Here is a 26096-nt window from a genome sequence, read left to right as displayed (position 1 = left end):
CCGCGCCGCCTTCGCCTTGTGACCCCGAGCAGTCCGTACGAGCTGAGAGCATAGGGGGCGATCGAATCGAACAGGGAGGGACTCATGCCCGAGGGTGGGGCGTCCATATCGAACACCGCGCAGGGGGCCGCAGCAGGCACGGAGCACCCCGACCTCACAGCGCACCGCCGCACCGGGCTCCTCGTCACCTTCCTTCTCGGCAGCCTGACGGCCGTACCGCCGCTGGCGATGGACATGTACCTCCCGTCGCTGCCGGAGGTCACCCGGTCCCTGCACGCGCCCGCCGCGACGGTCCAGCTCACGCTCACCGCCTGCCTGGCCGGCATGGCCCTCGGCCAGCTCGTCGTCGGGCCGATGAGCGACCGCTGGGGGCGCCGCCGGCCGCTGCTCGCCGGGCTCGCCGTCTTCGTCGTCGCCACCGTCCTGTGCGCCCTCGCCCCCACCGTCGAGCTCCTGGTCGCCTTCCGACTGGCCCAGGGCCTCGCGGGCGCCGCCGCGATCGTCATCGCCCGGGCCGTCGTCCGCGACCTCTACGACGGCATGGCCATGGCCCGCTTCTTCTCCACCCTCATGCTGATCTCCGGGGTCGCCCCGATCGTGGCGCCGCTGATCGGCGGACAGGTGCTGCGCGTCACGGACTGGCGGGGCGTGTTCGTCGTCCTCACCGTCATCGGCGTCGCGATCGGCGTCCTCGTCTGGACGAAGCTGCCCGAGACCCTGCCGCCCGCCGAGCGCCACAGCGGCGGCGTCGGGGAGGCCCTGCGCGCGATGCGCGGCCTGCTCGCCGACCGGTCCTTCGCCGGCTACACCCTCACCGGCGGCTTCGCCTTCGCCTCGCTCTTCGCCTACATCTCGGCCTCCCCCTTCGTCATCCAGGAGATCTACGGCGCCTCCCCGCAGACGTTCAGCCTGCTGTTCGGCGTCAACTCCGTCGGGCTGGTCCTCGTCGGCCAGATCAACGGCAAGATCCTCGTCGGCCGGGTCAGCCTGGACCGGGTGCTGGGCATCGGCCTCGCGATCGTCATCACCGCCGCGACCGCGCTGCTGCTGATGTCCACGGGCGTGTTCGGCGAGGTCGGCCTCGCGCCCGTCGCCGCGGCGCTCTTCGTGCTGATGTCCGCGATGGGCATCACCCTGCCCAACACCCAGGCCCTCGCGCTGATGCGCACCAAGCACAACGCCGGCTCCGCGTCCGCCCTGCTCGGCACGACGTCGTTCCTCATCGGCGCCATCGCCTCCCCGCTCGTCGGCGTCGCCGGCGAGGACACCGCCGTCCCGATGGCCGTCGTCCAACTGGCCGCCGCACTGGTGGCGGTGGCCTGCTTCGTGGGAATGTGCCGACCTTGGAAGGCCTCCAAGGACTCGAAGGCCTCGAAGGACTCGACGACGCAGAGCACGCGCGTGAGCGTGGAGGGAGAAGACAGCTGAGCGCACCGAGACTGCGCGACGGCACGCCGGAACGGGCCGGACTCGACCCCGCGGAACTGCGCCATCTCGTCCGGGAGGTCCACGTCCTCACCACCGGGCGGCGCCCCTGGGCACCCGGGGCGGTCCTGGTCGTCGGGCGGGGCCCGGTGATCGCGGTGGAGGAGGCGGCGGGCTGGGCCGTCCGCTACTCGGCGTACGACGAGGACGCCGACGCCGGTGTGGAGCTGCCCGCCGAGGACCGGGTCCCGATGACCGTCGGCACACCCTTCGACCTGGCGTCCCTGACGAAACTGTTCACGTCCGTGGCCGCCGTGCAGCAGCTCGAGCGCGGCACGCTGGGCATCGACGCGAGGGTGGGGGCGTACCTGCCCGACTTCACGGCCGCCGCCCGGCACGGCATCACCGTGCGGCAGCTGCTCACCCACACCTCCGGGCTGCGGCCCGAACTCCCGCTGTACGACTGTGCCGACGCCGCGCACCGGCGGGCGATGCTCCAGGCGGAGCCGCCGGTCGGCGTGCCCGGCACGTACTGCTACTCCGACCTGAACATGCTCCTCCTCCAGTACGTCCTGGAACGCGTCACCGGCCGCGCCCTCGACGTCCTCGTCCGCGACGGCATCACCCGGCCGCTGGGCATGACGGCGACGGAGTTCGGGCCGTGCCCGGGGGCGGCGGCCACGGAGGACGAGCGGCGTCCGTGGGCCAAGGCGGACCGGGGGATGCTGCGGGGCGTGGTGCACGACGAGAACGCGTGGGCGCTCGGCGGTGTGGCCGGCCACGCGGGCCTGTTCTCCACGGGCCGGGACCTCGCGGTGTTCTGCCGCACCCTCCTCGCCGGCGGCTCCTACGGCCCCGCCCGCATCCTCGGCCCCGACTTCGTCGACCTCCTCTTCACCCCACCCGGCCTCGGCTTCTCCTTGGACCAGCCCTGGTTCATGGGCGACCTCGCCGGCCGGGGCGCGGCCGGCCACACGGGCTTCACCGGCACGTCCCTCGTCCTCGACCCGGCGACGGACACGTTCCTGATCCTCCTGACGAACGCGGTCCATCCGATCCGCCGCCGCCCGGACAGCGCCCCGAGGGCAGCGGCGGCGGCACGGGTGGCCCGGGCGGTACGGGGGATATGAGGGCGCCGCTCTCCCCGAGGGCAGTGCGCTCGGGGGCGACTGCCGCTCTCGGAGACGAGCTGCGGACCAGCCGGGCCGAGCGCCCGAGCGGTGCCCGCCCGGCTGCGCCGGCTCTCCACGCCCGAGCCTCCCCCGGCCGCGTGAGCGCCGCTCTCTCCCACCCACTCGCCCCTCGTAGAATCGCCGGGTGAACGCCCCCGCACCCCCGGCCGCCGAAACCCTCCGTGCCGCTCTCGCCGGCCTGCTCGACGGGCTGCCGCCCCGGCAGGCCTCGCGGGCGGTTGAGCGGCTGATCGCCAGTTATCGCGGGGCGACTCCCACCGATGCTCCGATCCTCCGGGACCGGGCCGATGTGGCCGCCTACGCGGCCTACCGGATGCCCGCGACCTTCGAGGCGGTGCGGTCGGCGCTGGAGGCGTTCGCGGATGCCGTGCCCGAGTGGGCGCCCGGCGGGCATCTGGACGTCGGCGGCGGTACGGGCGCCGCGGCCTGGGCCGTGACAGCGACCTGGGACGGGGAGCGGCCCGTCACCGTGCTCGACTGGGCCGAGCCCGCCCTGGCCCTGGGACAGGAGATCGCCGCGGCCGATCCCGCCCTCAAGGACGTACGGTGGCAGCGCTCCCGGATCGGAGCGGCGCTCACCCTCGAGAGCACCGATCTCGTCACCGTCTCCTACGTCCTCAACGAGCTGACCGCCCCCGACCGCACCGCCCTCGTCGACGCCGCCGCGGCCGCCGCACAGGCCGTCGTGATCGTCGAACCCGGCACCCCCGACGGCTACGCCCGTGTCATCGAGGCGCGGGAACGGCTGATCGCCGCCGGCTTCCACATCGCCGCCCCCTGTCCGCACAGCGCGGCCTGCCCCATCGTCCCGGGTACGGACTGGTGCCACTTCTCCGCCCGGGTCAGCCGTTCCTCCCTGCACCGCCAGGTCAAGGGCGGCTCCCTCCCGTACGAGGACGAGAAGTTCAGCTACGTCGCCGCCGCACGCTTCCCCGTGGAACCGGCCCCCGCACGCGTCGTACGCAAGCCCCAGATCCGCAAGGGCCAGGTACTCCTCGACCTCTGCGAGACCGAACCGTCCCTGAACCGCACCACCGTCACCAAGCGCCACGGCGACCTGTACAAGGCCGCACGCGACGCGGACTGGGGCGACGCCTGGCCGCCCGCCCCCTGATCACCGGCCTCCTGCCGGGTACGCCTAAGATCAACTCGCGCCTCTGGGCGTGAGCATGACGTACCAAAAACGGGAGGAACCTTTGAAGAAGCTTCTGATCGCCCCGGTGGCGGTCGCGACCCTGGCCCTGGCCGGGCTCGTGCCGAGTGCCTCCGGCACGGCGACCGTACAGAGCGACGACATGACGACCGTCGCGGCCACCGCGAAGTGCAAGAGCCTCACGGCGCTGTCGAACGTCAACGTGCGCAAGTCGGCCAGCACCAAGTCGACCATCCTGCGCCTCTGGTACAAGGGCACCAAGGGCTGTGACATCAAGGGCGTCGACGGCGGCTCGTACAAGAACGCCTGCGGGATCAAGAGCTACCACTACTGGCGCAAGGTCAACTACCGCGGCACCGTGGGCTACGTGCCCAACGTCTGCGTGAAGTACTCCTGACCGACTTAGCGGAACAACGCCTCCTCCGCCGACGCCCGGTCGGCGGGGGACTGGCTCGCGATGTCGACGCTGTGATTGCCGTGCGCGCATCGTGTTTCCTCCCGGGGGTCCGTCGGTGGCGGTCCGGTCGCGGTGGGCCCGACCGCTTCAGTGCCTCCGCCGGACGTCCCGGGAGGATCCCGCACGCGAGGGGGCTCCCCCCGGGCGGGGGAGGTTCACGACGACCGGCCGGTCGTACCGCCCTCCTGTCCTTCGCGCTGTTGCTGTCGCTTCTCCTGGAGCTTGCGCAGCAGCTCGCGCTTCTGGGCCTGCGGATCGAGACCGCCGCCGATCCGGCCGCCCCGGTCGCCGCCGCGCAGCGCCTCGCGGCCGAGGTTCCTGCGGGATCCGCCGACGCCCAGCATGTTTCCGGTTCCGCCTCGGGTCATGTCGAGGCTCCTCTCCTGAGTGCGATGAATACGACGAGACGTATCGTCTCGCTAATTGACTTCACCACTATCAGGCGAGACGCACCGTCTTGTCAACCTGATAAATTCGAGCCATGACCCTGAAGAAGACCGCGCAGCCCGCCCCCGACTCCACCCGGCGCAGCGAGAAGTCCCGTCGCGCCATCTACGACGCCGCCCTCACCCTGGTCGCGGAGGTCGGCTACCCCAAGACCACCATCGAGGGCATCGCCGCCCGGGCCGGTGTCGGCAAGCAGACGATCTACCGCTGGTGGTCCTCCAAGGCCGACGTCCTGCTGGAGGCCTTCCTCGACCTGAGCGAACAGGCCTCCCGGGACGCGGGTCCGGAGTACGAGTTCGCCATCCCGGACACCGGCGACCTGGCCGCCGACCTCAAGGCCGTCCTTCGCCTCACCGTCGACCAGCTCCGGGACCCCCGCTTCGAGGGCCCGTCCCGCGCCCTGGCCGCCGAGGGCGTGGTCGACGAGCAGCTGGGCCGCATCGCCGTGGCCAAGCTCCTCGAACCCTCGCTCCAGATGTACGCCGACCGGGTGCGCTCCGCACAGGAGGCCGGCCAGGTCCGCCCGGACGTCGACCCCCGCATCGCCCTCGAACTCTGGGTCTCCCCTCTCGCCCAGCGCTGGCTGCAGTACACCGGCCCGATCTCCTACGAGTACACCGACACCCTCGTCGACTACGCCCTTCACGGCCTCGCGCCCCGCTGAAGGGCCCTCCGGGCGTCCCGCTGGGCGACCTCCCTGGCCTCCCGGGCCTGCCAGGCCTCCAGCTCGGCGATGCGCGTCAGCCGTCCCGGCGCGTCCGTGATCACCCCGGTGCACCCCAGCTCCAGCACCCGGTCGCGCTGCGCGTCCGTCACCACCGTGTGCGCCCACACCCGCGCGATCCCCGAGTTCACCGCCCGCGCCAGGTCCGCGTCGCGCGCCCGGTGGTCCACGTCCAGCAGGTCGACGTACGACCGCCAGCGCTCCGGGCGGTCCGTGCGCAGCTGCCGCGCCGAGCGCCACAGCTGGGTGAGCAGGCCGAGGCGGTGGGCGCGCCGGGCCACCCCGGGGTCGTTGGAGTTCACGAAAACCGAGCGGGTCAGGCCACGGGCCCGGATCAGGCCGGCCAGCCGGTCCAGACTCCGCGGATCCTTCGCCTCCAGCATCAGCACGATCCGCCCGCCGAAACGGTCCAGGACCTCCGCCACCGTCGGCGGCCGCTCCGACCGCCAGCTCCCGGGCAGCACATCCCTCGGGCGCAGCCGTACGCCCTGCCACTCCCCGGCGTCCAGGCCGCGCACCGCGCCCCCCAGGTAGGTGGTGCGGTTCAGGGTCTCGTCGTGGAACACCACCGGCGTGCCGTCGCGCAGCAGCCGGGTGTCGAAGTCCAGCACCTGCGCCGTACCGCGCCGGTAGGCGGCCATCAGTCCCGCCATGCTGTTCTCGGGGACCTCGTGGGCGCCGCCGCGGTGGGCGACGTACGTGATCCGGGGGAGTGCCGCCACCGTCAGCGGGCCGGTGCCCCACTCCAGCGGCATCGGAGCGGTGCCGTGTCCCGTGAGGGTCAGCGCGGCCACGGAAGCCGCGGTGGCCAGGCCCGTCAGCGTGATCGTTGTGACCATGGCGATACGGTAGGGCGCGATATCAGGTCAAAGCGGGCAATGACACCGATCTTGGTGCGGCATATGCCTCGCTCGCCCCACCGGTACCCGTCTCATCGCTCCTGCCCCGGATGTGGGCACTGGCCCCCGGTGCGCGGGAAGATGGGACCATAGGGCATGCTGTTCCGCACGACGGCGAGGCGAGGGGATAGATGAGCGCGGAGTTCGGCGGCCGGACCGGCCTGCAGGGCAAACTCACCCAGTGGCTGCGCGCCGGGCGCCGGCCGAAGGAGACCGCCGGTGACGGCGGCCGTGAGGCCCTGCTGCTCGCCGCCGCCGGCGCGGGACTGCCCCTGGCGCCCGCCGCCCACCCGGCCGGCTACCGCTGCTCCTGCGACCGCGTCGGCTGTCCCACCCCGGCCCGGCACCCCGTGTCCTTCGCCTGGCAGACGCAGTCCACCACCGACCGCGCCCAGATCGAGCGCTGGGCCCGCCATCAGCCAGAGGCCAACTTCATCACCGCGACCGGCATGGTGCACGACGTCCTCGACGTGCCCCTGGATGCCGGTCGCGACGCGTTGGAGCGGCTGCTCGCGGCGGGTGTCGAGGTCGGTCCGGTCGCCGAGAGCGACGACGGCCGCATGCTCTTCTTCACCCTCACCCGCGGTACGCCCGAGGACGAGGACGAGTGGTGGCCGTGCGAGCTGGACTGCCACCCCGAGACGGCGGACGAGCACCCCGGGCTGCGCTGGCACTGCCGTGGCTCCTACGTCCTCGTGCCGCCCGCCCGGCTGCCCGGTGACGGCCAGGCGGTGCGGTGGGTGCGCGGGCTTGAGCACGAGCTGCCGGACCCGCTGAGCCTGCTGGAGGTGCTCACCGAGGTCTGCGGGCGGTACGTCGACGCCGACTCCGCGGGGTCGGCGTGGCCCTCGCGGCGCTGAGGCCCTGAGCGGGCCTGGGGCCTGAGCGGGCCGAGGCCCTGGGCTACGAGCCCTCCGCGGAGGTCATGCCCTGGATCCGGCCCAGGATCGTCACCTTGCCCTGGCCCTTCGGATCCAGCGCCACCTCGTTGGAGACGAACTCCAGCGTGAGTGACTGCTTGATCTCACCCTTCGTCAGGGCGAGTACGTCCTTGTTGGGGGTCGGGAACGTCGTGCCCGCGTAGGCCGTCTGCTTCTCGTAGTGCCGCGTCGTGAAGAACACCAGCGCGCCACCGTCCGTCGTGCGCAGCGCCAGCGGCCCGTAGTCGCCGTTCGTCAGCGGCTCGTCGATGTACTGGGTGACCAGGCCCGGCCTCTTGGTGTTCTTCTCGCGCAGGGCGCGCCACTGGCTGGTGTGCGCGCCGTCCGCGAAGGCGGCCCCGCCGTTCTTCAGATACGTCGTGTAGGTCTGGCTCAGATCGCCGGGCTGCGCCGCCAGGCCGGGCGTCTTCACGGGTACCGACTCGGCCCAGCCGTCCGCGTCCTTCTTGAACTCCGGGACCTTGCCGGGGGCGACGAGGGTCAGGTACGCGACCTGGAACGGGTCGTCGAGACCGCTGCGGGTGAACACGAGCAGCCAGCGGGCGGTGCCGCCCTTGTTGCCGGCGGCGTCGACGACGAACCAGCGGGGCCAGCCGGCCTTCTTCGGGATCGTGAACTTCGCGTCCGTCAGCTTCAGCGGCGAGTGGTTCGGGTTGCCGCCCGGGTTGTTCTTCCGGCCGGCCTCCAGACGAGCCGAGTCGATGTCGGCGAGGGCGCCGGTGGTGTGCTCGGCGTCCAGGGAGGCGTCGTAGGCCTTGTCCGCGTCGTTGTACGCGGTCGTGAACTCCTGGAGGGCCTTGGCGGCTTCGGCGCGGGTGGTCGACGGGAGGATCTCCCGTTCGCCGTGCACGACGACGCATCCGCTCGCCGTCAACGACAAAGCGGTCACCGAGGCCGATATGAGGGTCCTCCGGCCAAGCGTGCGGAGTGTTCGAGGGTCGCGATCCCTGATCATCGGGTGCCTTCACCTTCCCCTTTCCGGAGGCGAACCCTACCGGGTGCCTCCGGCGGTGGGGGCGGGGTGGGGTGGAGTGCGCCTCAGCTGTCCCGGGCCGGTGCTGTCGTCGTCCGGCGTTGGCCGAAGCCCGTCGGCGCCAGGAACAGCACCATGGTCGGGATCAGGTACAGCAGCCACACCGTCACCTGGAGGACCGTCGGGTCGGGCTGGAAGTTGACCACGCCCTTGAGGAGGGTGCCGTACCAGCTGTCCGGAGGGATCGTGCCGGAGATGTCGAAGGCCTTGTCGGTGAGGCCGGGCAGGAAGTCGGCCTCCTGGAGGTCGTGGAAGCCGTACGCCAGGACACCCGCGGCCACGACCACGAGCATGCCGCCGGTCCATGTGAAGAACCTCGCCAGGTTGATGCGCAGCGCGCCCCGGTAGAACAGCCAGCCCAGAGCGACCGCAGTCGCCAGACCCAAGGCCACGCCCACCAGCGGTCGCGGCGTGCCGTCGCTCGCCGCGTGGACCGAGGCCCAGACGAACAGGGCCGTCTCCAGGCCCTCCCGGCCCACGGCCAGGAACGCCGTGGCGACCAGCGCCCCCGTGCCCATCGCCAGCGCCGCGTCCAGCCTGCCGTGCAGCTCCGCCTTGAGATGGCGGGCGGTGCGGCGCATCCAGAACACCATCCACGTCACCAGCCCGACGGCGACGATCGACAGCGAGCCGCCGAGCGCCTCCTGGGCCTGGAACGTCAGCTCCTGGGAGCCGAATTCGAGCGCGCAGCCGAAGCCGAGCGCGAGGGCCACCGCCACGCCGATGCCGGTCCAGATCGGCTTCAGGGCGTCCCTGCGGTCCGTCTTGACCAGGTAGGCGATGAGGATGCAGACGACCAGGCTCGCCTCCAGGCCCTCGCGCAGACCGATCAGGTAGTTGGAGAACACGGGCTCAGGCCTCCTTGGAGAACAGCGTCCGGCCCCACCAGTCGTCCTTGTCACGGACGCCCGGCGGGATCGCGAAGAGCGCCGAACCCACGTGCTGGATGTACTCGTTGAGCGCGTCCGTCGCCAGACTGCGCTGGATCGGGATGAAGCCCTCGCGGACGTCCCGCTGGTAGGCCAGGAAGAACAGGCCCGCGTCCAGGCGGCCCAGACCGTCCGTGCCGTCGGTGAAGGAGTAGCCGCGGCGCAGGATCGTCGCCCCGTGGTTGGAGTCGGGGTGCGCGAGCCGGACGTGCGCGTCGGGCTTCATCGCCTTCAGGAACGGCTCGTCGCGCTCCTTCGCCTTGCCGACCGGGGCGCCCTCGCCCTTGTCGCGGCCGAAGATGTCCTCCTGCTCCTGGAGCGAGGTGCGGTCCCACGGCTCGATGTGCATACGGATGCGGCGGGCGACGAGGTAGGAGCCGCCCGTCATCCAGGACGGGCCGCCGTCCTTCCCGTCCACCCAGACGAACTTCCGCAGGCGGTCCGTCTCCGTGCCCGCGATGTTGCGCGTGCCGTCCTTGAAACCCATCAGGTTGCGCGGGGTCTGCGCCTCGGGCGTCGTCGACGACGTCTTGCCGAAGCCGAGCTGCGACCAGCGGATGACCACGGTGCCCATTCCGATGCGGGCCAGGTTGCGGATGGCGTGCACGGCGACCTGTGGGTCGTCCGCGCAGGCCTGGACGCACAGGTCGCCGCCGCTGCGGGTGGCGTCGAGGTTGTCGCCCGCGAACTTCGGCAGGTCGACCAGGGCTTCGGGGCGGTGGTCCGTGAGGTCGAACTTCTCGAACAGGTTCGGGCCGAAGCCGATCGTGAGTGTCAGGCGGGAGGGCTTGAGGCCCAGGGCCTCGCCCGTGTCGTCCGGAGGCGCCTCGGGCAGGCCGCCGTAGGCGCCCTCGCCCACCGGGTGCCCGGCCGTCATCAGCCGGGCGGCCTCCGTCCAGTCCTTCAGCAGCTGGACGAACTGTGCGCGGTCGTCGGTCGTCACGTCGAACGCGGCGAAGTGCAGCCGGTCCTGGACCGGGGTGGCGATGCCCGCCTGGTGCGTGCCGTGGAAGGGAACCGCGGCCCCGGCGCCGGCCGGGGCCGCGTCGTCGCCGCGTGCCATCGCGACCGCTCCGCCGGCCGCGGCGGCGCCGAGCGCGAGGCCCGCACCGCCCCAGCCGAGCAGCGAACGGCGGGAAGGGGACGGTGTGCTGGTGTCCGTCATCGTGGTGTCCCGCTACTTCGCGACCGCTGCGGCGAGCTTCGACAGCGGCTCCGCGAGGGCGTTCACCGCGTCCGAGAGCTCCTTGCGGTCCGCCTTGCCGACCTTGTCGTACGAGGTGAATTCGTACGACGTGGTGTTCGGGCGGTACTTGTCGAGCAGCTTGTCCAGCGCCGCGAACTGCTTGTCGAGTTCGGTGACGAGGGCCGCGTCGTTCTCCTTCGCGACCGGCTTCAGCAGCTCGTACGACTTCTGCGCGCCCTCGACGTTGGCCTTGAAGTCGACCAGGTCGGTGTGCGAGTAGCGCTCCTCCTCGCCGGTGACCTTGCCGGTGGCGACCTCGTCGAGGAGTTCCTTGGCGCCGTTGGCCATGGAGGTGGGGGTGATCTCGGCCTTGCCGACCCGCTTCTGCCAGTCCTTCAGATCGGTGATGAGCGTGCCGGCGAGTTCCTTCTCGCGGTCGCCGATCTTCTTGTCCTGCCAGAGGGCCTTCTCCAGGCGGTGCCAGCCGGTCCAGTCGGTGGCCGGATCCTGGCCGTCCTCCAGGCCGTCCTCGCGGACGTCGACCTTCGGGTCGATGTCGCCGAAGGACTCGGCGACCGGCTCGGTGCGCTCCCAGCCGATGCGGGAGGGGGCGTACGCCTTCTTCGCGGCTTCGAGGTCGCCGTCCTTGACGGCCTCGGCGAACGCCTCGGCCTTGGGCAGCGTCTCGTCGGCCTGGGCCTGGACGTAGGCGCGGTAGGACGCGACCGCCTTGTCCAGGCGCGGATCGCGCCGCACGGCCTTGCCGCCGGTGACCTTGACGGCCTGGCGGATGCCGCTGCCCTTCATACCGGGCTTGCAGGCGATCTGGTAATCGCCGGCCTTCACCTCGGCGGTGACGCGCTGCTTGGTGCCGGGGCCTATGTTCTCCCGCTCGGTGACCACGCGGTCGTCGGGGAAGAGGACGTAGACCTCGGTGACCTTGGAACCCTTGTTCTCGACGGCCAGCTCGACGTGCCCGGCCGGGAACTCCTTCTTCGACACCTCGCACTTGTCGTCCGTCGCCGTGACGTGGACGACGTGGTCGCCGTCCTTGGCGTTGCTCTTCTCGGTGCAGCCGGTGACGACGGTCAGGGCCGCCGCGACGGCGATCGCGAGGGAAGCGGGCTGGGCGGGTCGCATGAGGGCTCCAGGGAAGGGAAGGTGAGGCTCACCTAAGGGCCACATAAGGATGACCTAAGTGGCTCAAAATCGCCCTCAAGAATGAGTCAAGGAGGGGTCAAGGCTCCCGTCGGGGGACCACCAGGAGTGCTCCTGCCCGGGGGTGCGGGAACACCTCGACGGGCTGGTCGTAGACCTCACTCAGGAGTTCCTCGGTTAAGACCTCGGAGGGCGGGCCGTCCGCCGCGACGCGACCGGCGCACAGCAGCGCGACCCGGTGCGCGTAGGCCGCGGCGAGACCCAGGTCGTGCACCACCACGACCACAGCGTCACCGGCGTGCGCCCTTGACCGGCACAGCCGCAGCACCAGTTCCTGATGCCGCAGATCGAGCGCCGCGGTCGGCTCGTCGAGCAGCAGGAGCGGGGCGCGCTGGGCGAGCACCCGGGCCAGCGCCACCCGGGCCCGCTCGCCGCCGCTGAGCGCGGAGAACGGGCGCGAGGCGAAGCCGGCCACCTCGGTGGCGGCCATGGCCTCGGCGACGGCCCGGTCATCGTCGGCCGGGGACGTGGCGGTGGACGCGGCGTGCGGGGCGCGGCCCATGCGGACGACCTCCTCGACCGTGAAGGGGAAGGAGAGCGCCGCGGACTGCGGCAGGACCGCCCGGCGCAGGGCGAGATCGGGCGCGGGCCAGTCCGCCGCCGGGCGGCCGTGGACGCGTACCTCCCCCTCGGCGGCCGGGGCATCGGCGGCCAGGGCGCTCAACAGGGTCGACTTTCCCGCTCCGTTGGGGCCGACCAGGGCGAGGACCTCACCGGCGCGCACCGTGAGGTCGACCCCCCTCAGCACCTCGCGGGCCCCGAGCCGGACACACAGACCCCGGGTCTCGGCCAGGACGTCGCCGGGCGCGGGCCGGGCAGGGGGAGTGGGGCGTCGGGTACGCAGGCGGATCACGCCCAGCCTCCTTGTCGGCGCCGGGTGCGGCGCAGCAGCCAGAAGAAGAACGGGCTGCCGAGCAGAGCCGTCAGCACCCCGAGGGGGAGTTCGGCGGGCGCGGCGACCGTACGGGCCGTCAGATCCGCCGCCAGCAGGACGAGCGCGCCGAGCAGCGCGCTGCCCGGGATCAGGAACCGGTGCCCGGGGCCCGCGAGCATGCGCAGCAGGTGAGGGACCACCAGACCCACGAAGCCGATGATCCCGGAGACGCTCACCGCCGCCGCCGTCAGCAGCGCGATGACGAGGACCAGCACGATCCGCAGCCGCTCCACCTCCACGCCCAGATGCCGTGCGGGCCGCTCACCGAGGGCCAGGAGGTCCAGGCGGCGGGAGTACAGGGGCGCGACCGCCAGGCCGAGGACGGCGCACGGCAGGACCGCCAGTACCTTCGGCCAGGTCGCCTGGGAGAGCGAGCCGAGCTGCCAGAAGGTGATCTGATTGACCGCCGCCGTGTCCGCGAAGAAGAGGAACAGCCCGATCAGCGCCCCCGCGAAGGCGTTCACCGCGATGCCGGTGAGGATCAGCGTCACCACCTCCGTGCGGCCGCCCGAACGCGACATCGCGTAGACGAGCAGCACCGTCACCAGGCCGGAGACGAAGGCGAAGACGGACACCGTCCAGGTGCCGAGGACGTTCACGCCCAGGGCGATCGCCCCGACCGCGCCGACCGCCGCGCCGGAGGAGACGCCGATGACACCCGGCTCGGCGAGCGGGTTGCCGAACACGCCCTGCATCAGCGCACCCGCGCAGCCCAGCGAGGCACCCACCAGCAGGGCCAGCACGATCCGCGGGAACCGTACGTTCCACAGCACCGACTCGGCCACCCGGTCCAGGTCCCCGCCGCCCAGCCCCAGCCGGTGCTGCACGGAGGCCAGGACGTCACCGACCGGGACGGGATAGGCGCCGGTACCGGCGGCGACCGGGACCACGACGAGAAGGGCGGCGAGCAGCCCGGCGGTCAGCAGCCAGGCCGCCGTACGGCGTCTTCGGGGCGGGGCCTCGGGCGGCGCGCTCGTGCCGCGCCTCTCCAGGACGGTCATCCGGCCTTCCTTCGCTCTCTGTCGGTCGTCATGGCTGGTGAAAGGTTCAAGGCAGAATGCCCGTGTGACTGACTACGACGTACTCCGTGTCTTCTGCGGGCCGCGCGGTGGATACGGCAATGAACTCGGGGTCGTTCGCGAGGGTTCGGTGATGCCAGGCGAGAGCGACCGGCAGGAGTTCGCCGCGAAACTCGGGTTCAGCGAGACCGTGTTCGTCGACGATCCCGAGCGCGGCGTGATCGACATCTACACGCCGACCCTGCGCCTGCCCTTCGCCGGACATCCCTGCGTCGGGACGGCGTGGCTGCTCGACGTGCCCGAACTGGTAGTCCCCGCCGGGGTGGTCGGTGCCCGGCAGGACGGGGAGTTCTGCTGGATCGAGGCGCGGGCGGAGTGGGTGCCGCCGCGCACCCTGCGGCAGTACGGCAGCGCCGCCGAGGTCGACGATCTGGCCGTACCGCCGCCGGGGGAGTGGGTCTACGCCTGGGCCTGGGAGGACGAGCCCGCCGGCCGGGTCCGGGCCCGGGCCTTCCCCGGCCGCGACGACGGCATCGACGAGGACGAGGCCACCGGGGCGGCCGCCCTGCTGCTCACCGACCGGCTGGGCCGGGCCCTCAACATCACCCAGGGTGCCGGTTCCCAGCTGCTGACCGCGCCCCAGCCGGGCGGCTGGACCGAGGTCGGCGGCCGGGTCCACCTCGAACGCTGAACCAGGCGGAGGCCTCACGGACTCACGCCGATACGGCGCCAGGCCGGTACGGCCCCACGCCCGCACCCGCCTACGCCGACAGCGGGAACTCCTCGCCCAGCGCCTGGAACACCGCGTTGTTCAGCGCGTACGCCCGCTTGCACTCGGCCACGACCCGCTGCCGCTCCAGCTCGTCGCCGGGCACCGCGTCCAGCAGCGCGCTGTAGCTCCGCTTGAAGGCGGCAGGGTTGGAGATCTGCTCGAAGACGTAGAAGCGGACCCCGTCGCCCTTCTTCGGGAAACCCCACGCCTTCTCGGCCGTGTCGCGGATGATCTGCCCGCCGGAGAGGTCGCCGAGGTAGCGGGTGTAGTGGTGGGCGACATAGCCGGCCGGCCAGGCGCGGGCGCACTCGGTGATCCGCTCCGCGTACTCCAGGGTGGCGGGCAGCGCGCTGCTGCCCGATCGCCAGCCGGGGCCGCGCAGATACTCCAGGTCCCGCTCCAGCGAGGCCATCCGGAACAACTCCGGGCGGACGAACGGGCCGGCCACCGGGTCCGCCGCGAGCCGCGCGGCCGCCGACTCCAGTGCCCCGTACACGAACCACAGCTGCTCCGTGTAGCGCGCGAACGCGTCGACGCCCAGTTTGTGGCCCAGCAGGTCGCTCATGAAGGTCGAGCCCCTGACCTCCTCGTGCTGCTCTCGGGAAGCGGTCCGAATGAGGGTCGAGAAGGATTCCATGGGCGATACTTTCTATGGTTAGGCTAACCTAAGTCAATAGCCTTGCCGACCTGTTGTCGGTAAACTTCCCGACGAGGTGTCGGTAAAAACCTCGCACGCACCCTGTACGAAGGTGCAGCCGGGAACTCGAGACGATCGCCGCGGGGGCGGGGAGCTGCCTCCGTCACCTGCCGAGCGGCCGCGCCGGGAACAGCCGGGCCGGCCGGCACGGTTGCATCGACCGAGGGACCGGCGCCACACGGGCGGGGACACGGGGATCGCAAGGTCGTCCGCCCCGGCAGGATCCGGGCCCTGGGGTCGCGGGATGCCCGCGGCGCACTCGGACCAAGGTATTTCTGCAGGAGGACTGCTTGATGACTGACCGGCCCTTGACGCTCATGGCGGTGCACGCCCACCCCGACGACGAGGCCACCGGAACCGGAGGGGTCCTCGCGCGGTACGCGGCGGAGGGCATCCGCACGGTTCTCGTGACGTGTACCGACGGCGGTTGCGGTGACGGACCGGGGGGTGCCAAGCCGGGCGATCCCGGGCACGATCCGGCGGCGGTCGCACTGATGCGCCGTCAAGAACTCGAGGCGAGCTGTGACGTCCTGAAGGTCAGCGATCTGGAGATGCTGGACTATGCCGACTCCGGGATGATGGGCTGGCCGAGCAACGAAGCCCCCGGATCCTTCTGGCAGACCCCCGTGGAAGAAGGCGCGGCCCGACTCGCGGAACTCATGCGGCACTACCGACCTGATGTGGTCGTCACCTACGACGAGAACGGCTTCTACGGCCACCCCGACCACATCCAGGCCCACCGCATCACGATGGCTGCGCTGGAGATGACCGCGCTGACGCCGAAGGTGTACTGGACCACGATGCCCCGCTCGGGGATGCAGCGGTTCGGCGAGATCATGCGCGAGTTTCATCCGGACATGCCGGAGCCGGATCCTGCCGAGGCCGCCGCGATGGCCGAGATCGGCCTCCCCGACGATGAGATCACCACGTGGGTGGACACCACCGCGTTCAGCGGTCAGAAGTTCGACGCGCTGGCCGCGCACGCCAGTCAGGGCGAGAACATCTTCTTCCTCAAGATGGGCAAGGAGAGGTTCGGCGAGTTGATGGGCATGGAGACCTTCGTACGTGTCCAGGACCCCACCGGCGTGGCCGTACCCGAGAACGATCTCTTCACCGGACTGCGCTGATCCACCCATCCGGAGCAGAGCCCGGGAAGGCTCATCGGCCGTGTGTTCAGCGAGCACTCCTCACTTCGCGCAGTGCAGGAGGCCGGCCCCCCCTCCCTTCCATCCAGTCCGGCGGAGAGCGGGTAGATGGTGGCCGCCGCGCTGGGCCCTGATGATGTCTGCCTTGTTCCCAGCCGGCTGGACAGGGCGCGGCCCCAGGAAGAACGTGTCGCTCACCGCTCAACGGGCGGTGAGCCACGTAGCCCCCGTCTTCAATGAGCCGACCATGGATCGGGCACGGTGGGCACAGGCGTGTCTGCCCCCTGATGACGGACCCGCCTGTCTACTGGCTGACGGCGCCTGCTCACGTAACGCAATCGACGTCGTCATCCGGACCTGCCTGCGCCCGGCGCAACGCGGCGGTCAACTCGTCGCGCAGGTCGGGGAAGAGGTTGGTGCATTACGTCGGGTAGGCCAGGCCCTCCTTGAAGATGTGGTGGTTGAAGGTGGTGCGCAGCAGCGCCTCGTCGACGTTGATCTGCGTGCCGCTGGTTCCCGGCGGCGTGCCCTTGCCGGCGAGGGCGAGGCAGCGCTTGTCGCGGCCCGCGCCGCGGGTGAGGATCCAGCCGGGCCGGGTCGTGGGGGTGGCGGCGGTGACGGTCTCGTCCGGCGCACGGTCGACGGTGGGGATCGACATCTCTGTGCCCGGCCGTGATCCTCCCGCCGCGGCCCCGTAACTGAGCGACCCCCAGCCCTGGTTGTTGAAGCATGCCTACAAAGTCCACCCCGGCCGGGGGCCATGCCTAGCCGGCCGTCAAACGGTGTGCGTACGGTGCTACGGCAGCGTGAGGATCTCCGCGCCCGTGTCCGTCACCACGAGCGTGTGCTCGAACTGGGCCGTCCGCTTGCGGTCCTTCGTCACGACCGTCCAGCCGTCGTCCCACATGTCGTACTCGTGCGTCCCGAGCGTCAGCATCGGCTCGATCGTGAACGTCATCCCGGGCTGGATGACCGTCGTCGCGTGCGGGGAGTCGTAGTGCGGGATGATCAGGCCCGAGTGGAACGAGCTGTTGATGCCGTGGCCGGTGAAGTCCCGGACCACCCCGTAGCCGAAGCGCTTGGCGTACGACTCGATGACCCGGCCGATGATGTTGATCTGCCGGCCCGGCCGGACCGCCTTGATCGCGCGGTTCAGGGACTCCCGCGTCCGCTCCACCAGCAGCCGCGACTCCTCGTCGACCTCGCCCACCAGATACGTCGCGTTGTTGTCGCCGTGCACGCCGCCGATGTACGCCGTCACGTCGAGGTTGATGATGTCGCCGTCGCGCAGGACGGTGGAGTCCGGGATGCCGTGGCAGATGACCTCGTTGACCGAGCTGCACAGCGACTTCGGGAAGCCGCGGTAGCCCAGCGTCGAGGGGTAGGCGCCGTGGTCGCACATGTACGCGTGCGCCACCTTGTCCAGTTCGTCCGTGGTCACCCCGGGCGCGATCAGCTTCGCGGCCTCCGCCATCGCCCGGGCGGCGATCCGGCCGGCGACGCGCATCGCCTCGATCGTCTCCGGGGTCTGCACCTCCGGTCCGGTGTACGGCGTCGGTGCGGGCTTGCCGACGTATTCGGGGCGACGGATGTTTCCGGGCACGGAACGGGTGGGGGACAGCTCCCCCGGTGCGAGCAGCGACTGGCCAGACATGCCAGCGAGTCTAACCAGCGCCCATGGGGGAACATGTCGATGGCGAGAGGAGCTGGTCATGGCCCTGTTCAAGAAGCGCACGGTCGGCAAGCCGGGTGAGTGGTACTACTGCCTGGAGCACAAGAAGGTCGAGGAGGGGCCGGAATGCCCCAACAAGGACCGCTTCGGGCCGTACGCCTCCCGCACGGAGGCCGAACACGCGATGGCGACCGCCCGCGAGCGCAACCTCCAGTGGGAGAACGACCCCAAGTGGCACGACGCCCCGGCGGGCGGCCGGGACGAGAACTGATCACGCCTCGGCGGCCTGAGCGGCGGCTGCGCGTTTCTCGCGCAGCCGCACCGCGTGCTCGTTGCTCCGCACGTCGTACGTCATGAGCCTCGGCAGGCACACCGCCAGCAGTGCCACCGCGCCCACGCACAGCAGTCCGCCGGACCAGACCGACGTCCGCACCCCCAGCCAGGCCGCGAAACCGCCGCTGCGCATCTGACCGACCGTCGGTCCGACCGAGTACGACAGCAGCTCGATCCCTGCGAGACGACCGCGCAGCTCGTCCGGGATCGTCTGGTTCCACATGGCCGCGCGGAAGACGCCGCTGACCATGTCGGCGCCGCCGGCGAGAGTCAGGAACAGCAGCACCAGCCACACGTCACCGGCGACCCCGGCGCCCGCGATGGCCAGACCCCACAGTGCGGCCGCCAGCACCACCATCCGGCCGTGCCGGTGCACCCGCGAGGTCCATCCGCTGGTCAGGCTCACCAGCAGGGCACCCGCCGGGACCGCCGCGTACATCAGCCCCAGAGACCACTGCGCGTCCAGCTCGTCCGCGAGGAACGGCAGCAGGGCGAGCGGCATCGCCAGGAACATCGCGGCCAGGTCGACGGCGTACGTCCCGAGGAGTTCCTTGCGGCTCCACGCGTAGCGGGCGCCCTCCGCGATGGCCCGCAGCGAGGGCTTCACCGCCTCGTGGGAGGCCGGAGAGGCCGCGATGCGCACGATCAGCACCACGGACACGACGAACGTGGCCAGGTCGGCGCCGTAGGCCCAGCCGACACCGGCGTAGGCGACCACCACACCTGCCAGCGCCGGGCCCGCGACGCCGCCGACCGTCCAGCGCAGCGAGTTCAGGGAGGCCGCCGCCGGCAGGTGGTCGTAGGCCACGATCCGCGGCCACAGCGAGTCGAGTGCGGGCCGTTGCACGGAGACCAGGGCGGAGGACAGGGCGGCGACGACGTACAGCGGCCAGACGGCGGGCCGCGGAAGCAGCGCGTTGGCCAGCAGCACCACACTGAGCAGGCCCTGCCCCGCCTCCGTCCACAGGATCAGCTTCCGCTTGTCCCACGCGTCGGCGAGAGCCCCGCCGTACAGCCCGAACACCACCAGCGGCACCAGTTCCACGGCCCCGATGGCCCCGACCGCCGCGGCCGACTCCGTCAGCTCCTTCAACTGCACCGGCAGCGCGACGAACGTCAGGAACGTCCCGAAGTTGGAGATCAGCCCCGAGATCCACAGCCGCCGGAAGTCGGCGGAAGCACGCCAGGGGGACAAGTCGGGGAGCATGGCGCGGAGGCCGGAGGAACGTTCGGGGATGTCGTCGGTCACGAAGGGTCATGGTCGGGGGAGGGGTGTGGGCGGGCAACTGCTTTTCGGGGCTCGGCTGCTCATCGCGCGGGGGACGCGCGGGGGAGTCGTCACCAGCGGGCCGGAGGCGGCGCCGTCAGGTCGTCCGCAAGCCGGGACAGCCTGTCCCTGAAACGCCGGCGTCCTCGCGCGGGAGCCGGCAGCGCGTTCTCCCCGGCCGCCGCGCTGACCAGGTGCTGGACCGTGTCCAGGTCCAGTTCCGAACCGGCGGGGACGGCCAGGGACTCATGGGCCATCGCCGGCAGTTCCCCCGCGCCGGGGCCGAGGGCGAGGACCGTCGCCCCGGCGCGCCGGGCGTCGTACACCCGTTCAAGGAGTGGTGCGGCAGGGCCCTCGGGGGACACCACCAGCAGTGTCTCGCCCCGCCGGGCCGCCTCCAGCCTGCCGAGGCCGACCGCGAGATGCGCCGGGTCGCAGGGGCGCGCGTCGTGCCGTACCAGCGTCGGGGCCAGCTCCGGTGTGCCCGACCACGCGGCCTCGTCCACCAGGTGCGCCGCCAGGTGCCACGGCTCGTACTCCGGCGTGCCGACGAGCAGCAGCCCGCCCCCGTGTGACACCACCGATCCCCGCAGCGCCACGGCGAACCTCCGCGTGGCGCCCAGCCACTCGGTCCCGGCGAGCACTTCCCGCAGCAGCGCGACCCGTACGGCATCCATGCGACCGCATCCTGCCCGAGCCGCTCGCGGGTGAGGAGGAAGTCTCCAGGGATTCGCCCGGCCCGGGCAGTCGGGTCGCTCACCCGTCCCATGAGGGAACGACTGGGGGAGACATCTCAGGCACGGGCACAGACGTAGAGTCGAGGCCATGACCTCTACCGACAGTGCTGCCACCGACAACGCCCAGAAGGCCCCCGCCAAGGACCCCTGGGACCTGCCCGACGTCTCCGGACTCGTCGTCGGTGTGCTCGGCGGAACCGGGCCCCAGGGCAAGGGCCTCGCCTACCGCCTCGCCCGGGCCGGCCAGAAGGTGATCATCGGCTCGCGGGCCGCCGAGCGCGCCCAGGCGGCGGCCGGGGAACTCGGCCACGGCATCGAGGGCGCCGACAACGCCGAGACCGCGCGTCGCAGCGACATCGTGATCGTCGCCGTGCCGTGGGACGGCCACGGCAAGACCCTCGAATCCCTGCGCGAGGAACTGTCCGGAAAGCTCGTCGTCGACTGCGTCAACCCGCTCGGCTTCGACAAGAAGGGCGCCTACGCGCTCAAGCCCGAGGAGGGCAGCGCCGCCGAGCAGGCCGCCGCCCTGCTGCCGGACTCCCGCGTCACCGCCGCCTTCCACCACCTCTCCGCCGTGCTGCTCGAAGACCCGGAGATCGACCAGATCGACACCGACGTGATGGTGCTCGGCGAGGTCCGGGCCGACGTCGAGATCGTCCAGGCGCTCGCCGGCCGTATCCCCGGGATGCGCGGCATCTTCGCGGGACGGCTGCGCAACGCCCACCAGGTGGAGTCGCTGGTGGCGAACCTGATCTCCGTGAACCGCCGCTACAAGGCGCACGCCGGGCTGCGCGTGACCGACGTGTGAGCCGGTGAGGCCGATGGGGGACACTGGACGGCACCAGCAGTGCCCGCAGTGTCCCCCGACAGGAGCCGACCGCCATGCCCCGCCTCGCCACCTACGCCTTGATCGTCTGCGTCCTCTCCGTGGCCGCGGCCGTGGTCTCCTTCGTACAGGGCAGCTGGCTGGGGATCGTCTGGGTGCTGCTCGCCGGACTGTCGTCGAACATGGCCTGGTACTACCTGAAGCGCGCCAAGGCGCGGAAGTCGGTCACGGGCTGACCCCTCAGGGGGCGGCCGAGCAGAACTCGTTCGAGCCCTGCCAGAAGCGGTACAGCTCCTGACCGCAGTACGTCTCGAAGTCGCTGATCCGCAGCGACTTCAGGATCGTGTCGATCACGTCGAAGAACACGCCGTTCACCGCGGGCAGCCACAGCAGCGCGAACACGAACAGCAGGCCGAACGGCGCGAACGGCTCCACCTGGCGCCGGATCTTGTACGACAGCCACGGCTCGATCACGCCGTAGCCGTCCAGGCCCGGCACCGGCAGGAAGTTCAGCAGCGCGGCCGTCACCTGGAGCAGGGCGAGGAACGCCAGCGCGAACCGGAAGTCGCTCGGCACGCCGTCCAGGGCGTCGAGCCAGAACGGGGCGGTGCAGACGAGGGCGAACAGGACGTTCGTCAGCGGGCCCGCGGCCGAGATCAGGCTGTGCTTCCAGCGCCCCTGGATCCGCCCCCGCTCGATGAACACCGCGCCACCGGGCAGGCCGATCCCGCCCATGATCACGAAGATCACCGGGAGCACGATGCTGAGCAGGGCGTGCGTGTACTTCAGGGGTTCAGGCTGAGATAGCCCTTCGCGCCGACCGAGATGTCGCCACTGTGCAGGGCGGTGCGCGCGTGCGCGTACTCGTGCAGACACAGGGAGACGATCCAGGCCGCCGTCACGAAGAGGAACACGGCCACGCCGGGCTGCTCCGCGAACCCGGTCCAGGTCGCCCAGCCCGTGACCGCCGTCACGGCCAGAATCCCGACGAACACGGGACTGATCCGGCGCTCGCTGTGGCGGCTGGTGGCGGTGGTCATGGGGCTCCCTGCACTCTTCGGGTCTCCGGGCACGCGGTGGGACTGCCCGACCGTACCGGGCGCACCGGGAAAACGTCTCGCGCGGGGCGGTCGGTTCCGGAGAGGGTGGGCGGATGCGGCTTTGGCACGTGTTCTACGCGGACTGGCAGATGGAGTGCTGCGGCACGCCGTTCTCGGTGGGGGACGAGGTGAGCTGGCCCCTGCTCCTGGACCCGCCCGACGCGTACGGCGGCGACTGGCACGACCAGCTCACCGAGGTCGCCGGCCCGGTGGAGCACGTGGGCGGCGTCCGGGTGGTCCGGGAAGAGGCGGGCTTCACGGTGGCACTGGGCGGGGACCCCGACGCCGAGGACCGGCAGGGGCCGGAGCGCGGGGGGTGGATCCGGTCGGCCGGGCTGCTCTCCGTCGAGCGGCACGGCGCGTCCTGGCCCCAGGTGGCCGGGCGGGTACGGGCCGTGCAGGTACTCACCCAGGGTTACGCCGAGACCGCACCCGGCTCGCGCTCCTGGGAGCCGGTTTCGGGGGAGCGGAGTCTGAGACCGGTCGAGCGGTGCCCGAAGTGGTTCGCCGACGGTGCCGCGGAGCAGGGGCACCGGTGGAGGGAGTCGGGGGTGGTGGTGACCCTGGAGTCCCTGAGCACGGGCGCGGCCCCACCGAGGACGAAGGGGGCCGGGCGGCGTCGGGGCTGAGGGCGGGTGAGTCCGCGGCGAAGGCCGCTCGCCGCGCCGTGGAAACGTCGTGCCCCGACCTCGTACCACCGGAGACAATGGACCCCGTGCGCTACCGCATCCTCGGCACCACGCAGGCGCTCCGCACCGACGGCACGGTCGTCTCGGTGGGCGGGGCGCGGTTGCGTGCGCTGCTGACCGTGCTCGCTCTGCGGGCCGGCCGAACCGTGCCCGTGGGGCTGCTCGTCGACGAGGTGTGGGACGGTGCCCCGCCCGCCGACGGCCCGGCGGCGCTGCAGGCGCTGGTCGGGCGGTTGCGGCGGGCGCTCGGGGCGGACGCGGTCGCCTCCGCCGAGGGCGGGTACCGGCTCGCGGCCTCGCCCGACGACGTCGATCTGCACCGGTTCGAGCGGCTGGCCGGCGAGGGGCCGCGGGCCCTGGCCGACGGCGATCCCGCGAAGGCCGCCGTGATCCTCGACGACGCCCTCGCCCTGTGGCGCGGTCCGGCCCTGGCCGACCTCCCCGACCGCACCGCCGAGGCGGCCCGCCTGGACACCCGCCGCCTGGACGTCCTGCGTGCCCGCCACACCGCCGCCCTCGCCCTCGGCCAGGCCGAGCAGTCCCTGCCGGAGCTGACCGCCCTGTGCGACAGCCACCCCCTGGACGAGCCCCTCCAGACCCTGCGTCTGCGCGCCCTGCGCGGCGTGGGTCGCGCGGCGGAGGCCCTGGACGCCTACGAGGAGGTGCGGCGGCTGCTCGCCGACCGGCTGGGGGCCGACCCGGGCCCGGAACTGCGGTTCTTGCACGCCGAGTTGCTGAGCCTCGGGGACAGCCCAGCGTCCGCCGCCGAGCCACGGCCCGTCGGTAATCTGCGGGCCCGCCTCACCTCCTTCATCGGCCGTGAGAGCGACATCGAGACCATCCGCGGCGATCTCACCACCGCCCGGCTGGTCACGCTGCTCGGGCCCGGCGGGGCCGGGAAGACGCGGCTGTCGCAGGAGGCCGCCGAGACCGTACGGCCCGCCATGTCCGGCGGTGTCTGGCTGGCCGAACTCGCCCCGGTCGACGACCCGGCCGCCGTTCCGGAAGCCGTGCTCACCGCCGTAGGAGCTCGGGAGACCGTGCTGTACGGCGCCGGCGCCGAGGGCATGCGGGCCGCCGTCGCCGAGCGGCTCGACGACCCCGTCGAGCGGCTCGCCGAGCACTGCTCCCGCCCCGGCATGCTGCTGATCCTCGACAACTGCGAGCACGTCGCCGACGCCGCCGCCCGGCTCGCCGAGGAACTGCTGGAGCGCTGCCCGGGCCTCACCGTCCTCGCCACCAGTCGTGAGCCCCTGGGCGTGCCGGGGGAGTTGCTGCGGACCGTGGAGCCGCTGCCCGAGCCGGTCGCGCTTCGGCTGCTGGCCGACCGGGGCGCGGTGGCCCGGCCCGGCTTCCGCGTCCAGGACGACCCCGGGGCGTGTGCCGAGATCTGCCGGCGCCTCGACGGCCTGCCCCTGGCCATCGAACTCGCCGCCGCCCGGCTCCGGATGCTCACGCCCCGCCAGATCGCCGACCGGCTCGACGACCGCTTCCGTCTGCTCACCTCCGGCAGCCGCACCGTCCTGCCCCGCCAGCAGACCCTCAGAGCCGTCGTCGACTGGTCCTGGGACCTGCTCGACGAGGACGAACGGGACGTGCTGCGGCGGCTGTCGGTGTTCGCGGGCGGCTGCGACCTGCCCGCCGCCGAGGCGGTGTGCGGGCCGGCCGCCCTGGAGGCGCTCGGCTCGCTCGTCGACCGGTCCCTGGTCGTGGCCGCCCCGCCCGCTGAGTCGGCCGACGGCGAGATGCGCTACCGGCTGCTGGAGACCGTCGCCGAGTACGCCGCCGAGCGGCTGGACGAGGCCGGACAGCGCGCCCAGGCCGAGCGCGCCCATCTGACGTACTTCCGCGAACTCGCCCGCGCCACCGACCCGTTGCTGCACGGCCCCGGCCAGCTCGCCGCCATCCACCGGCTGGAGCGGGAGTACGAGAATCTGCGCACCGCCCTGCGCCATGCCGTCGCCCTGCGCGACGAGCAGGAGGCGCTCTGCCTGGCGCTGTCCCTCGTCTGGTACTGGCAGATGCGCGACCTGCGCATCGAGGCCCGGACCTGGTGCCGCGAGGTCATGGCCCTCGGCCCCGACCCCTTCACCGAGCCCGTCCGCCGCGCCGCCCCGGTCTGGCGGCGCTGCACCGACGCCCCGCCCCCGATGACCGGCGAGGTCCTCCAGGAGGCCCGGCGCGGGATCCACCTGGCCCATCTCGCCTGCATGGACACCGAACTGGACGCCTGGCAGACCCCGCGGGCCCAGCGGAAGCTGCAGATCATCGCCGAGACCTACGAGCCCGGCCTCCCGCAGACCTGCCGGCTGCCCGGCCTGCTCTGGCTCTTCGCCGTGATGCTGACCGGCGACATGGACCGGCTGGGCGTCGTCATGGAAGCGTCCATCCGCACCTGCCGGGAGACCCCCGGCTTCGAGTGGGAGCTGGCCTCCGGTCTCCAGATGCGGGCCAACTTCCTCGCCAACCACATCGACTGGGCGGGCGACGCCGCCCGGGACGCCGACGAGTCGCTGGAGATCTACCGGCGCCTCGGCGACGCCTGGGGCACCGCGGAGGCCCTCTCCGCCCGCGCCGAGACCCACGAACGCAGGGGCGCCTACGCCCTGGCCGCCGCCGACTACGAGGCAGCCATCGCGCACGCGGAACACCTCGGCGCCCACGGACAGACGGCGGTGCTCACCGCCCGGCTCGGCAACGCGCTGATCGAGGACGGCGAGGAGGAGCGAGGCGAGCGGCTGCTGCGCGAGGTGATCGCCGAGCGCGGGGACTCGGCCAGCGAGGCCATGCCCGCCGCACGCCTCTACCTGGCCATCCGGCTGGGCTTGACGAACCGTGTCCCCGAGGCTCGCGAGCAACTGCGGCGGCTGCGGCAGGACTTCCGTATCGCCCACTTCATCGTCTTCGACGCGTTCATCCTCGGCGCCGAGGCCTGGCTGGACGCCCTGGAGGGGCGGCACGCGGAGTGCCTGGAGCTCATCCGCAAGGCGCTGGAGCGCGCCGCCGACCCGCGCTCGCAGGTCATCGCCCCCCATATGCGGGCGGTGTATCTGACCATCGGGGCCGGAGCCCTGGCCGCCCGCGACGGTGGGCACCGCGCCCGCGACGCGGCCCGCTGCCTCGGCGCCGCCGACGGCCTCCGGCCACCCGGCCATGTCGCCCCGCGGCAGGAGCGCGAGATCCGCGAGCGGGCGGAACGGCGGGCCCGGGCCGTGCTCGGCGACCGGGCGTACGAGAGCGCGTACGCGGAAGGCGGCGGCCTCTCCGCCGAGGAGGCCACCGCCCTGGTCTGAGGCGAAG

At 72.0% G+C, this 26096-nt stretch carries 25 protein-coding genes and 2 pseudogenes; 13 read left to right on the top strand and 14 right to left on the bottom strand.

What is annotated here, in order from left to right; genetic code table 11:
- Nucleotides 1-84: 84 nt before the first annotated feature.
- From ACQEV8_RS12590 to ACQEV8_RS12575, 4 genes are all read left to right on the top strand, one after another.
- Nucleotides 85-1428: a multidrug effflux MFS transporter gene (locus ACQEV8_RS12590; RefSeq protein ID WP_432959728.1), complete on the top strand. Its 1344-nt coding sequence runs from the start codon at nt 85-87 to the stop codon at nt 1426-1428.
- Nucleotides 1429-1439: 11 nt separating this feature from the next.
- Complete coding sequence (locus ACQEV8_RS12585; RefSeq protein ID WP_432972645.1) at nt 1440-2555, top strand: serine hydrolase domain-containing protein; 1116 nt, start codon at nt 1440-1442, stop codon at nt 2553-2555.
- 187 nt (nt 2556-2742) lie between these two features.
- Nucleotides 2743-3732, top strand: a complete 990-nt coding sequence (locus tag ACQEV8_RS12580; RefSeq protein WP_432959727.1) for a small ribosomal subunit Rsm22 family protein — start codon at nt 2743-2745, stop codon at nt 3730-3732.
- Between the two features lie 82 nt (nt 3733-3814).
- Nucleotides 3815-4168, top strand: a complete 354-nt coding sequence (locus ACQEV8_RS12575) for a hypothetical protein (RefSeq protein WP_432959726.1) — start codon at nt 3815-3817, stop codon at nt 4166-4168.
- A 215-nt stretch (nt 4169-4383) separates the two neighbouring features.
- On the opposite strand, the gene ACQEV8_RS12570 is transcribed toward ACQEV8_RS12575, so the two are convergent.
- A complete protein-coding gene (locus tag ACQEV8_RS12570; protein WP_432959725.1) occupies nt 4384-4596 on the bottom strand; it encodes a DUF6243 family protein in 213 nt (70 codons plus the stop codon).
- Nucleotides 4597-4709: 113 nt separating this feature from the next.
- Between ACQEV8_RS12570 and ACQEV8_RS12565 the strand changes: the two genes are divergently transcribed.
- Nucleotides 4710-5339, top strand: a complete 630-nt coding sequence (locus tag ACQEV8_RS12565) for a TetR/AcrR family transcriptional regulator (protein WP_432959724.1) — start codon at nt 4710-4712, stop codon at nt 5337-5339.
- Here the strand turns inward: ACQEV8_RS12565 and ACQEV8_RS12560 are convergent.
- Complete coding sequence (locus tag ACQEV8_RS12560; RefSeq protein WP_432959723.1) at nt 5318-6238, bottom strand: glycerophosphodiester phosphodiesterase; 921 nt, start codon at nt 6236-6238, stop codon at nt 5318-5320. The two genes, ACQEV8_RS12565 and ACQEV8_RS12560, sit on opposite strands and share 22 nt — an antisense overlap.
- A gap of 191 nt (nt 6239-6429) precedes the next feature.
- Here ACQEV8_RS12560 and ACQEV8_RS12555 point away from each other — a divergent pair, with 191 nt between their 5' ends.
- Entirely contained in the window at nt 6430-7158 is a 729-nt protein-coding gene (locus ACQEV8_RS12555; RefSeq protein ID WP_432959722.1) for a bifunctional DNA primase/polymerase, read from the top strand.
- 43 nt (nt 7159-7201) lie between these two features.
- On the opposite strand, the gene ACQEV8_RS12550 is transcribed toward ACQEV8_RS12555, so the two are convergent.
- The 6 genes and pseudogenes from ACQEV8_RS12550 to ACQEV8_RS12525 all read right to left on the bottom strand — a co-directional run bounded on the left by ACQEV8_RS12550 (nt 7202) and on the right by ACQEV8_RS12525 (nt 13540).
- Nucleotides 7202-8194 carry a hypothetical protein gene (locus ACQEV8_RS12550; protein WP_432959721.1) on the bottom strand — a complete coding sequence of 331 codons (993 nt, stop codon included), beginning with the start codon at nt 8192-8194 and terminating at the stop codon, nt 7202-7204.
- Nucleotides 8157-9120: pseudogene (efeU, locus tag ACQEV8_RS12545) on the bottom strand (iron uptake transporter permease EfeU); the annotation flags it as partial. The gene ACQEV8_RS12550 and the pseudogene efeU, both read right to left, overlap by 38 nt.
- Before the next feature lie 4 nt (nt 9121-9124).
- Nucleotides 9125-10366, bottom strand: a complete 1242-nt coding sequence (gene efeB, locus ACQEV8_RS12540; RefSeq protein ID WP_432959720.1) for an iron uptake transporter deferrochelatase/peroxidase subunit — start codon at nt 10364-10366, stop codon at nt 9125-9127.
- A 12-nt stretch (nt 10367-10378) separates the two neighbouring features.
- A complete protein-coding gene (gene efeO / locus ACQEV8_RS12535; RefSeq protein ID WP_432959719.1) occupies nt 10379-11527 on the bottom strand; it encodes an iron uptake system protein EfeO in 1149 nt (382 codons plus the stop codon).
- Between the two features lie 97 nt (nt 11528-11624).
- Nucleotides 11625-12455, bottom strand: a complete 831-nt coding sequence (locus ACQEV8_RS12530; protein ID WP_432972642.1) for a heme ABC transporter ATP-binding protein — start codon at nt 12453-12455, stop codon at nt 11625-11627.
- Nucleotides 12455-13540, bottom strand: a complete 1086-nt coding sequence (locus tag ACQEV8_RS12525) for a FecCD family ABC transporter permease (RefSeq protein ID WP_432959718.1) — start codon at nt 13538-13540, stop codon at nt 12455-12457. Before ACQEV8_RS12525 ends, ACQEV8_RS12530 begins: the two co-directional genes overlap by 1 nt.
- A 64-nt stretch (nt 13541-13604) precedes the next feature.
- On the opposite strand from ACQEV8_RS12525, the gene ACQEV8_RS12520 reads away from it, so the two are divergent.
- The gene (locus ACQEV8_RS12520; protein ID WP_432959717.1) at nt 13605-14249 is read left to right on the top strand and encodes a PhzF family phenazine biosynthesis protein; all 645 of its coding nucleotides are present in this window, start codon (nt 13605-13607) and stop codon (nt 14247-14249) included.
- Nucleotides 14250-14319: 70 nt separating this feature from the next.
- Here ACQEV8_RS12520 and ACQEV8_RS12515 read toward each other — a convergent pair whose 3' ends face one another.
- Nucleotides 14320-14967 (bottom strand): heme oxygenase (biliverdin-producing), encoded by a 648-nt coding sequence (locus ACQEV8_RS12515; protein WP_432959716.1) that lies wholly within the window; start codon nt 14965-14967, stop codon nt 14320-14322.
- Nucleotides 14968-15320: 353 nt separating this feature from the next.
- Between ACQEV8_RS12515 and ACQEV8_RS12510 the strand changes: the two genes are divergently transcribed.
- Nucleotides 15321-16154, top strand: coding sequence for a PIG-L family deacetylase (locus ACQEV8_RS12510; protein ID WP_432959715.1), 834 nt, complete (start codon nt 15321-15323; stop codon nt 16152-16154).
- A gap of 439 nt (nt 16155-16593) precedes the next feature.
- On the opposite strand, the gene ACQEV8_RS12505 is transcribed toward ACQEV8_RS12510, so the two are convergent.
- Together ACQEV8_RS12505 and map are read right to left on the bottom strand one after the other, a co-directional pair.
- Nucleotides 16594-16830 (bottom strand): hypothetical protein, encoded by a 237-nt coding sequence (locus ACQEV8_RS12505; RefSeq protein ID WP_432959714.1) that lies wholly within the window; start codon nt 16828-16830, stop codon nt 16594-16596.
- 138 nt (nt 16831-16968) lie between these two features.
- On the bottom strand, nt 16969-17826 hold the full coding sequence (map, locus tag ACQEV8_RS12500; protein ID WP_432959713.1) for a type I methionyl aminopeptidase: 858 nt from the start codon (nt 17824-17826) through the stop codon (nt 16969-16971).
- A gap of 58 nt (nt 17827-17884) precedes the next feature.
- Between map and ACQEV8_RS12495 the strand changes: the two genes are divergently transcribed.
- Nucleotides 17885-18115, top strand: a complete 231-nt coding sequence (locus ACQEV8_RS12495; RefSeq protein WP_432959712.1) for a hypothetical protein — start codon at nt 17885-17887, stop codon at nt 18113-18115.
- Here ACQEV8_RS12495 and ACQEV8_RS12490 read toward each other — a convergent pair whose 3' ends face one another.
- Together ACQEV8_RS12490 and ACQEV8_RS12485 are read right to left on the bottom strand one after the other, a co-directional pair.
- The gene (locus ACQEV8_RS12490) at nt 18116-19384 is read right to left on the bottom strand and encodes an MFS transporter (RefSeq protein WP_432972639.1); all 1269 of its coding nucleotides are present in this window, start codon (nt 19382-19384) and stop codon (nt 18116-18118) included.
- Between the two features lie 131 nt (nt 19385-19515).
- A complete protein-coding gene (locus ACQEV8_RS12485) occupies nt 19516-20121 on the bottom strand; it encodes a hypothetical protein (protein ID WP_432959711.1) in 606 nt (201 codons plus the stop codon).
- A 148-nt stretch (nt 20122-20269) separates the two neighbouring features.
- Here ACQEV8_RS12485 and npdG point away from each other — a divergent pair, with 148 nt between their 5' ends.
- Nucleotides 20270-20989: an NADPH-dependent F420 reductase gene (gene npdG, locus ACQEV8_RS12480; protein WP_432959710.1), complete on the top strand. Its 720-nt coding sequence runs from the start codon at nt 20270-20272 to the stop codon at nt 20987-20989.
- A gap of 74 nt (nt 20990-21063) precedes the next feature.
- A complete protein-coding gene (locus ACQEV8_RS12475; RefSeq protein WP_432959709.1) occupies nt 21064-21243 on the top strand; it encodes a hypothetical protein in 180 nt (59 codons plus the stop codon).
- A 4-nt stretch (nt 21244-21247) separates the two neighbouring features.
- Here the strand turns inward: ACQEV8_RS12475 and ACQEV8_RS12470 are convergent.
- Nucleotides 21248-22047 (bottom strand): annotated as a pseudogene (locus ACQEV8_RS12470) (site-2 protease family protein).
- Nucleotides 22048-22160: 113 nt separating this feature from the next.
- Between ACQEV8_RS12470 and ACQEV8_RS12465 the strand changes: the two are divergent.
- Together ACQEV8_RS12465 and ACQEV8_RS12460 are read left to right on the top strand one after the other, a co-directional pair.
- On the top strand, nt 22161-22736 hold the full coding sequence (locus ACQEV8_RS12465) for a DUF6578 domain-containing protein (RefSeq protein WP_432959708.1): 576 nt from the start codon (nt 22161-22163) through the stop codon (nt 22734-22736).
- Nucleotides 22737-22813: 77 nt separating this feature from the next.
- Nucleotides 22814-26089: a BTAD domain-containing putative transcriptional regulator gene (locus ACQEV8_RS12460; protein WP_432959707.1), complete on the top strand. Its 3276-nt coding sequence runs from the start codon at nt 22814-22816 to the stop codon at nt 26087-26089.
- Nucleotides 26090-26096 lie beyond the last annotated feature (7 nt).

This window comes from Streptomyces sp. CA-179760, assembly GCF_050937045.1.
GTDB lineage: Bacteria > Actinomycetota > Actinomycetes > Streptomycetales > Streptomycetaceae > Streptomyces.
The sequence above is the reverse complement of the archived record's forward strand: the minus strand, read 5'-3'. Positions and strand labels throughout refer to the sequence as shown.

Coding starts and splice junctions, on each gene's coding strand:
- ACQEV8_RS12475 (WP_432959709.1), top strand. CDS start 21,064: ATGCCCCGCCTCGCCACCTACGCCTTGATCGTCTGCGTCCTCTCCGTG.
- ACQEV8_RS12490 (WP_432972639.1), bottom strand. CDS start 19,384: ATGCTCCCCGACTTGTCCCCCTGGCGTGCTTCCGCCGACTTCCGGCGG.
- efeO (WP_432959719.1), bottom strand. CDS start 11,527: ATGCGACCCGCCCAGCCCGCTTCCCTCGCGATCGCCGTCGCGGCGGCC.
- ACQEV8_RS12550 (WP_432959721.1), bottom strand. CDS start 8,194: ATGATCAGGGATCGCGACCCTCGAACACTCCGCACGCTTGGCCGGAGG.
- ACQEV8_RS12510 (WP_432959715.1), top strand. CDS start 15,321: ATGACTGACCGGCCCTTGACGCTCATGGCGGTGCACGCCCACCCCGAC.
- ACQEV8_RS12570 (WP_432959725.1), bottom strand. CDS start 4,596: ATGACCCGAGGCGGAACCGGAAACATGCTGGGCGTCGGCGGATCCCGC.
- ACQEV8_RS12590 (WP_432959728.1), top strand. CDS start 85: ATGCCCGAGGGTGGGGCGTCCATATCGAACACCGCGCAGGGGGCCGCA.
- npdG (WP_432959710.1), top strand. CDS start 20,270: ATGACCTCTACCGACAGTGCTGCCACCGACAACGCCCAGAAGGCCCCC.
- ACQEV8_RS12555 (WP_432959722.1), top strand. CDS start 6,430: ATGAGCGCGGAGTTCGGCGGCCGGACCGGCCTGCAGGGCAAACTCACC.
- map (WP_432959713.1), bottom strand. CDS start 17,826: ATGTCTGGCCAGTCGCTGCTCGCACCGGGGGAGCTGTCCCCCACCCGT.
- ACQEV8_RS12565 (WP_432959724.1), top strand. CDS start 4,710: ATGACCCTGAAGAAGACCGCGCAGCCCGCCCCCGACTCCACCCGGCGC.
- efeB (WP_432959720.1), bottom strand. CDS start 10,366: ATGACGGACACCAGCACACCGTCCCCTTCCCGCCGTTCGCTGCTCGGC.
- ACQEV8_RS12465 (WP_432959708.1), top strand. CDS start 22,161: ATGCGGCTTTGGCACGTGTTCTACGCGGACTGGCAGATGGAGTGCTGC.
- ACQEV8_RS12460 (WP_432959707.1), top strand. CDS start 22,814: ATGGACCCCGTGCGCTACCGCATCCTCGGCACCACGCAGGCGCTCCGC.
- ACQEV8_RS12560 (WP_432959723.1), bottom strand. CDS start 6,238: ATGGTCACAACGATCACGCTGACGGGCCTGGCCACCGCGGCTTCCGTG.
- ACQEV8_RS12485 (WP_432959711.1), bottom strand. CDS start 20,121: ATGGATGCCGTACGGGTCGCGCTGCTGCGGGAAGTGCTCGCCGGGACC.
- ACQEV8_RS12525 (WP_432959718.1), bottom strand. CDS start 13,540: ATGACCGTCCTGGAGAGGCGCGGCACGAGCGCGCCGCCCGAGGCCCCG.
- ACQEV8_RS12495 (WP_432959712.1), top strand. CDS start 17,885: ATGGCCCTGTTCAAGAAGCGCACGGTCGGCAAGCCGGGTGAGTGGTAC.
- ACQEV8_RS12515 (WP_432959716.1), bottom strand. CDS start 14,967: ATGGAATCCTTCTCGACCCTCATTCGGACCGCTTCCCGAGAGCAGCAC.
- ACQEV8_RS12505 (WP_432959714.1), bottom strand. CDS start 16,830: ATGTCGATCCCCACCGTCGACCGTGCGCCGGACGAGACCGTCACCGCC.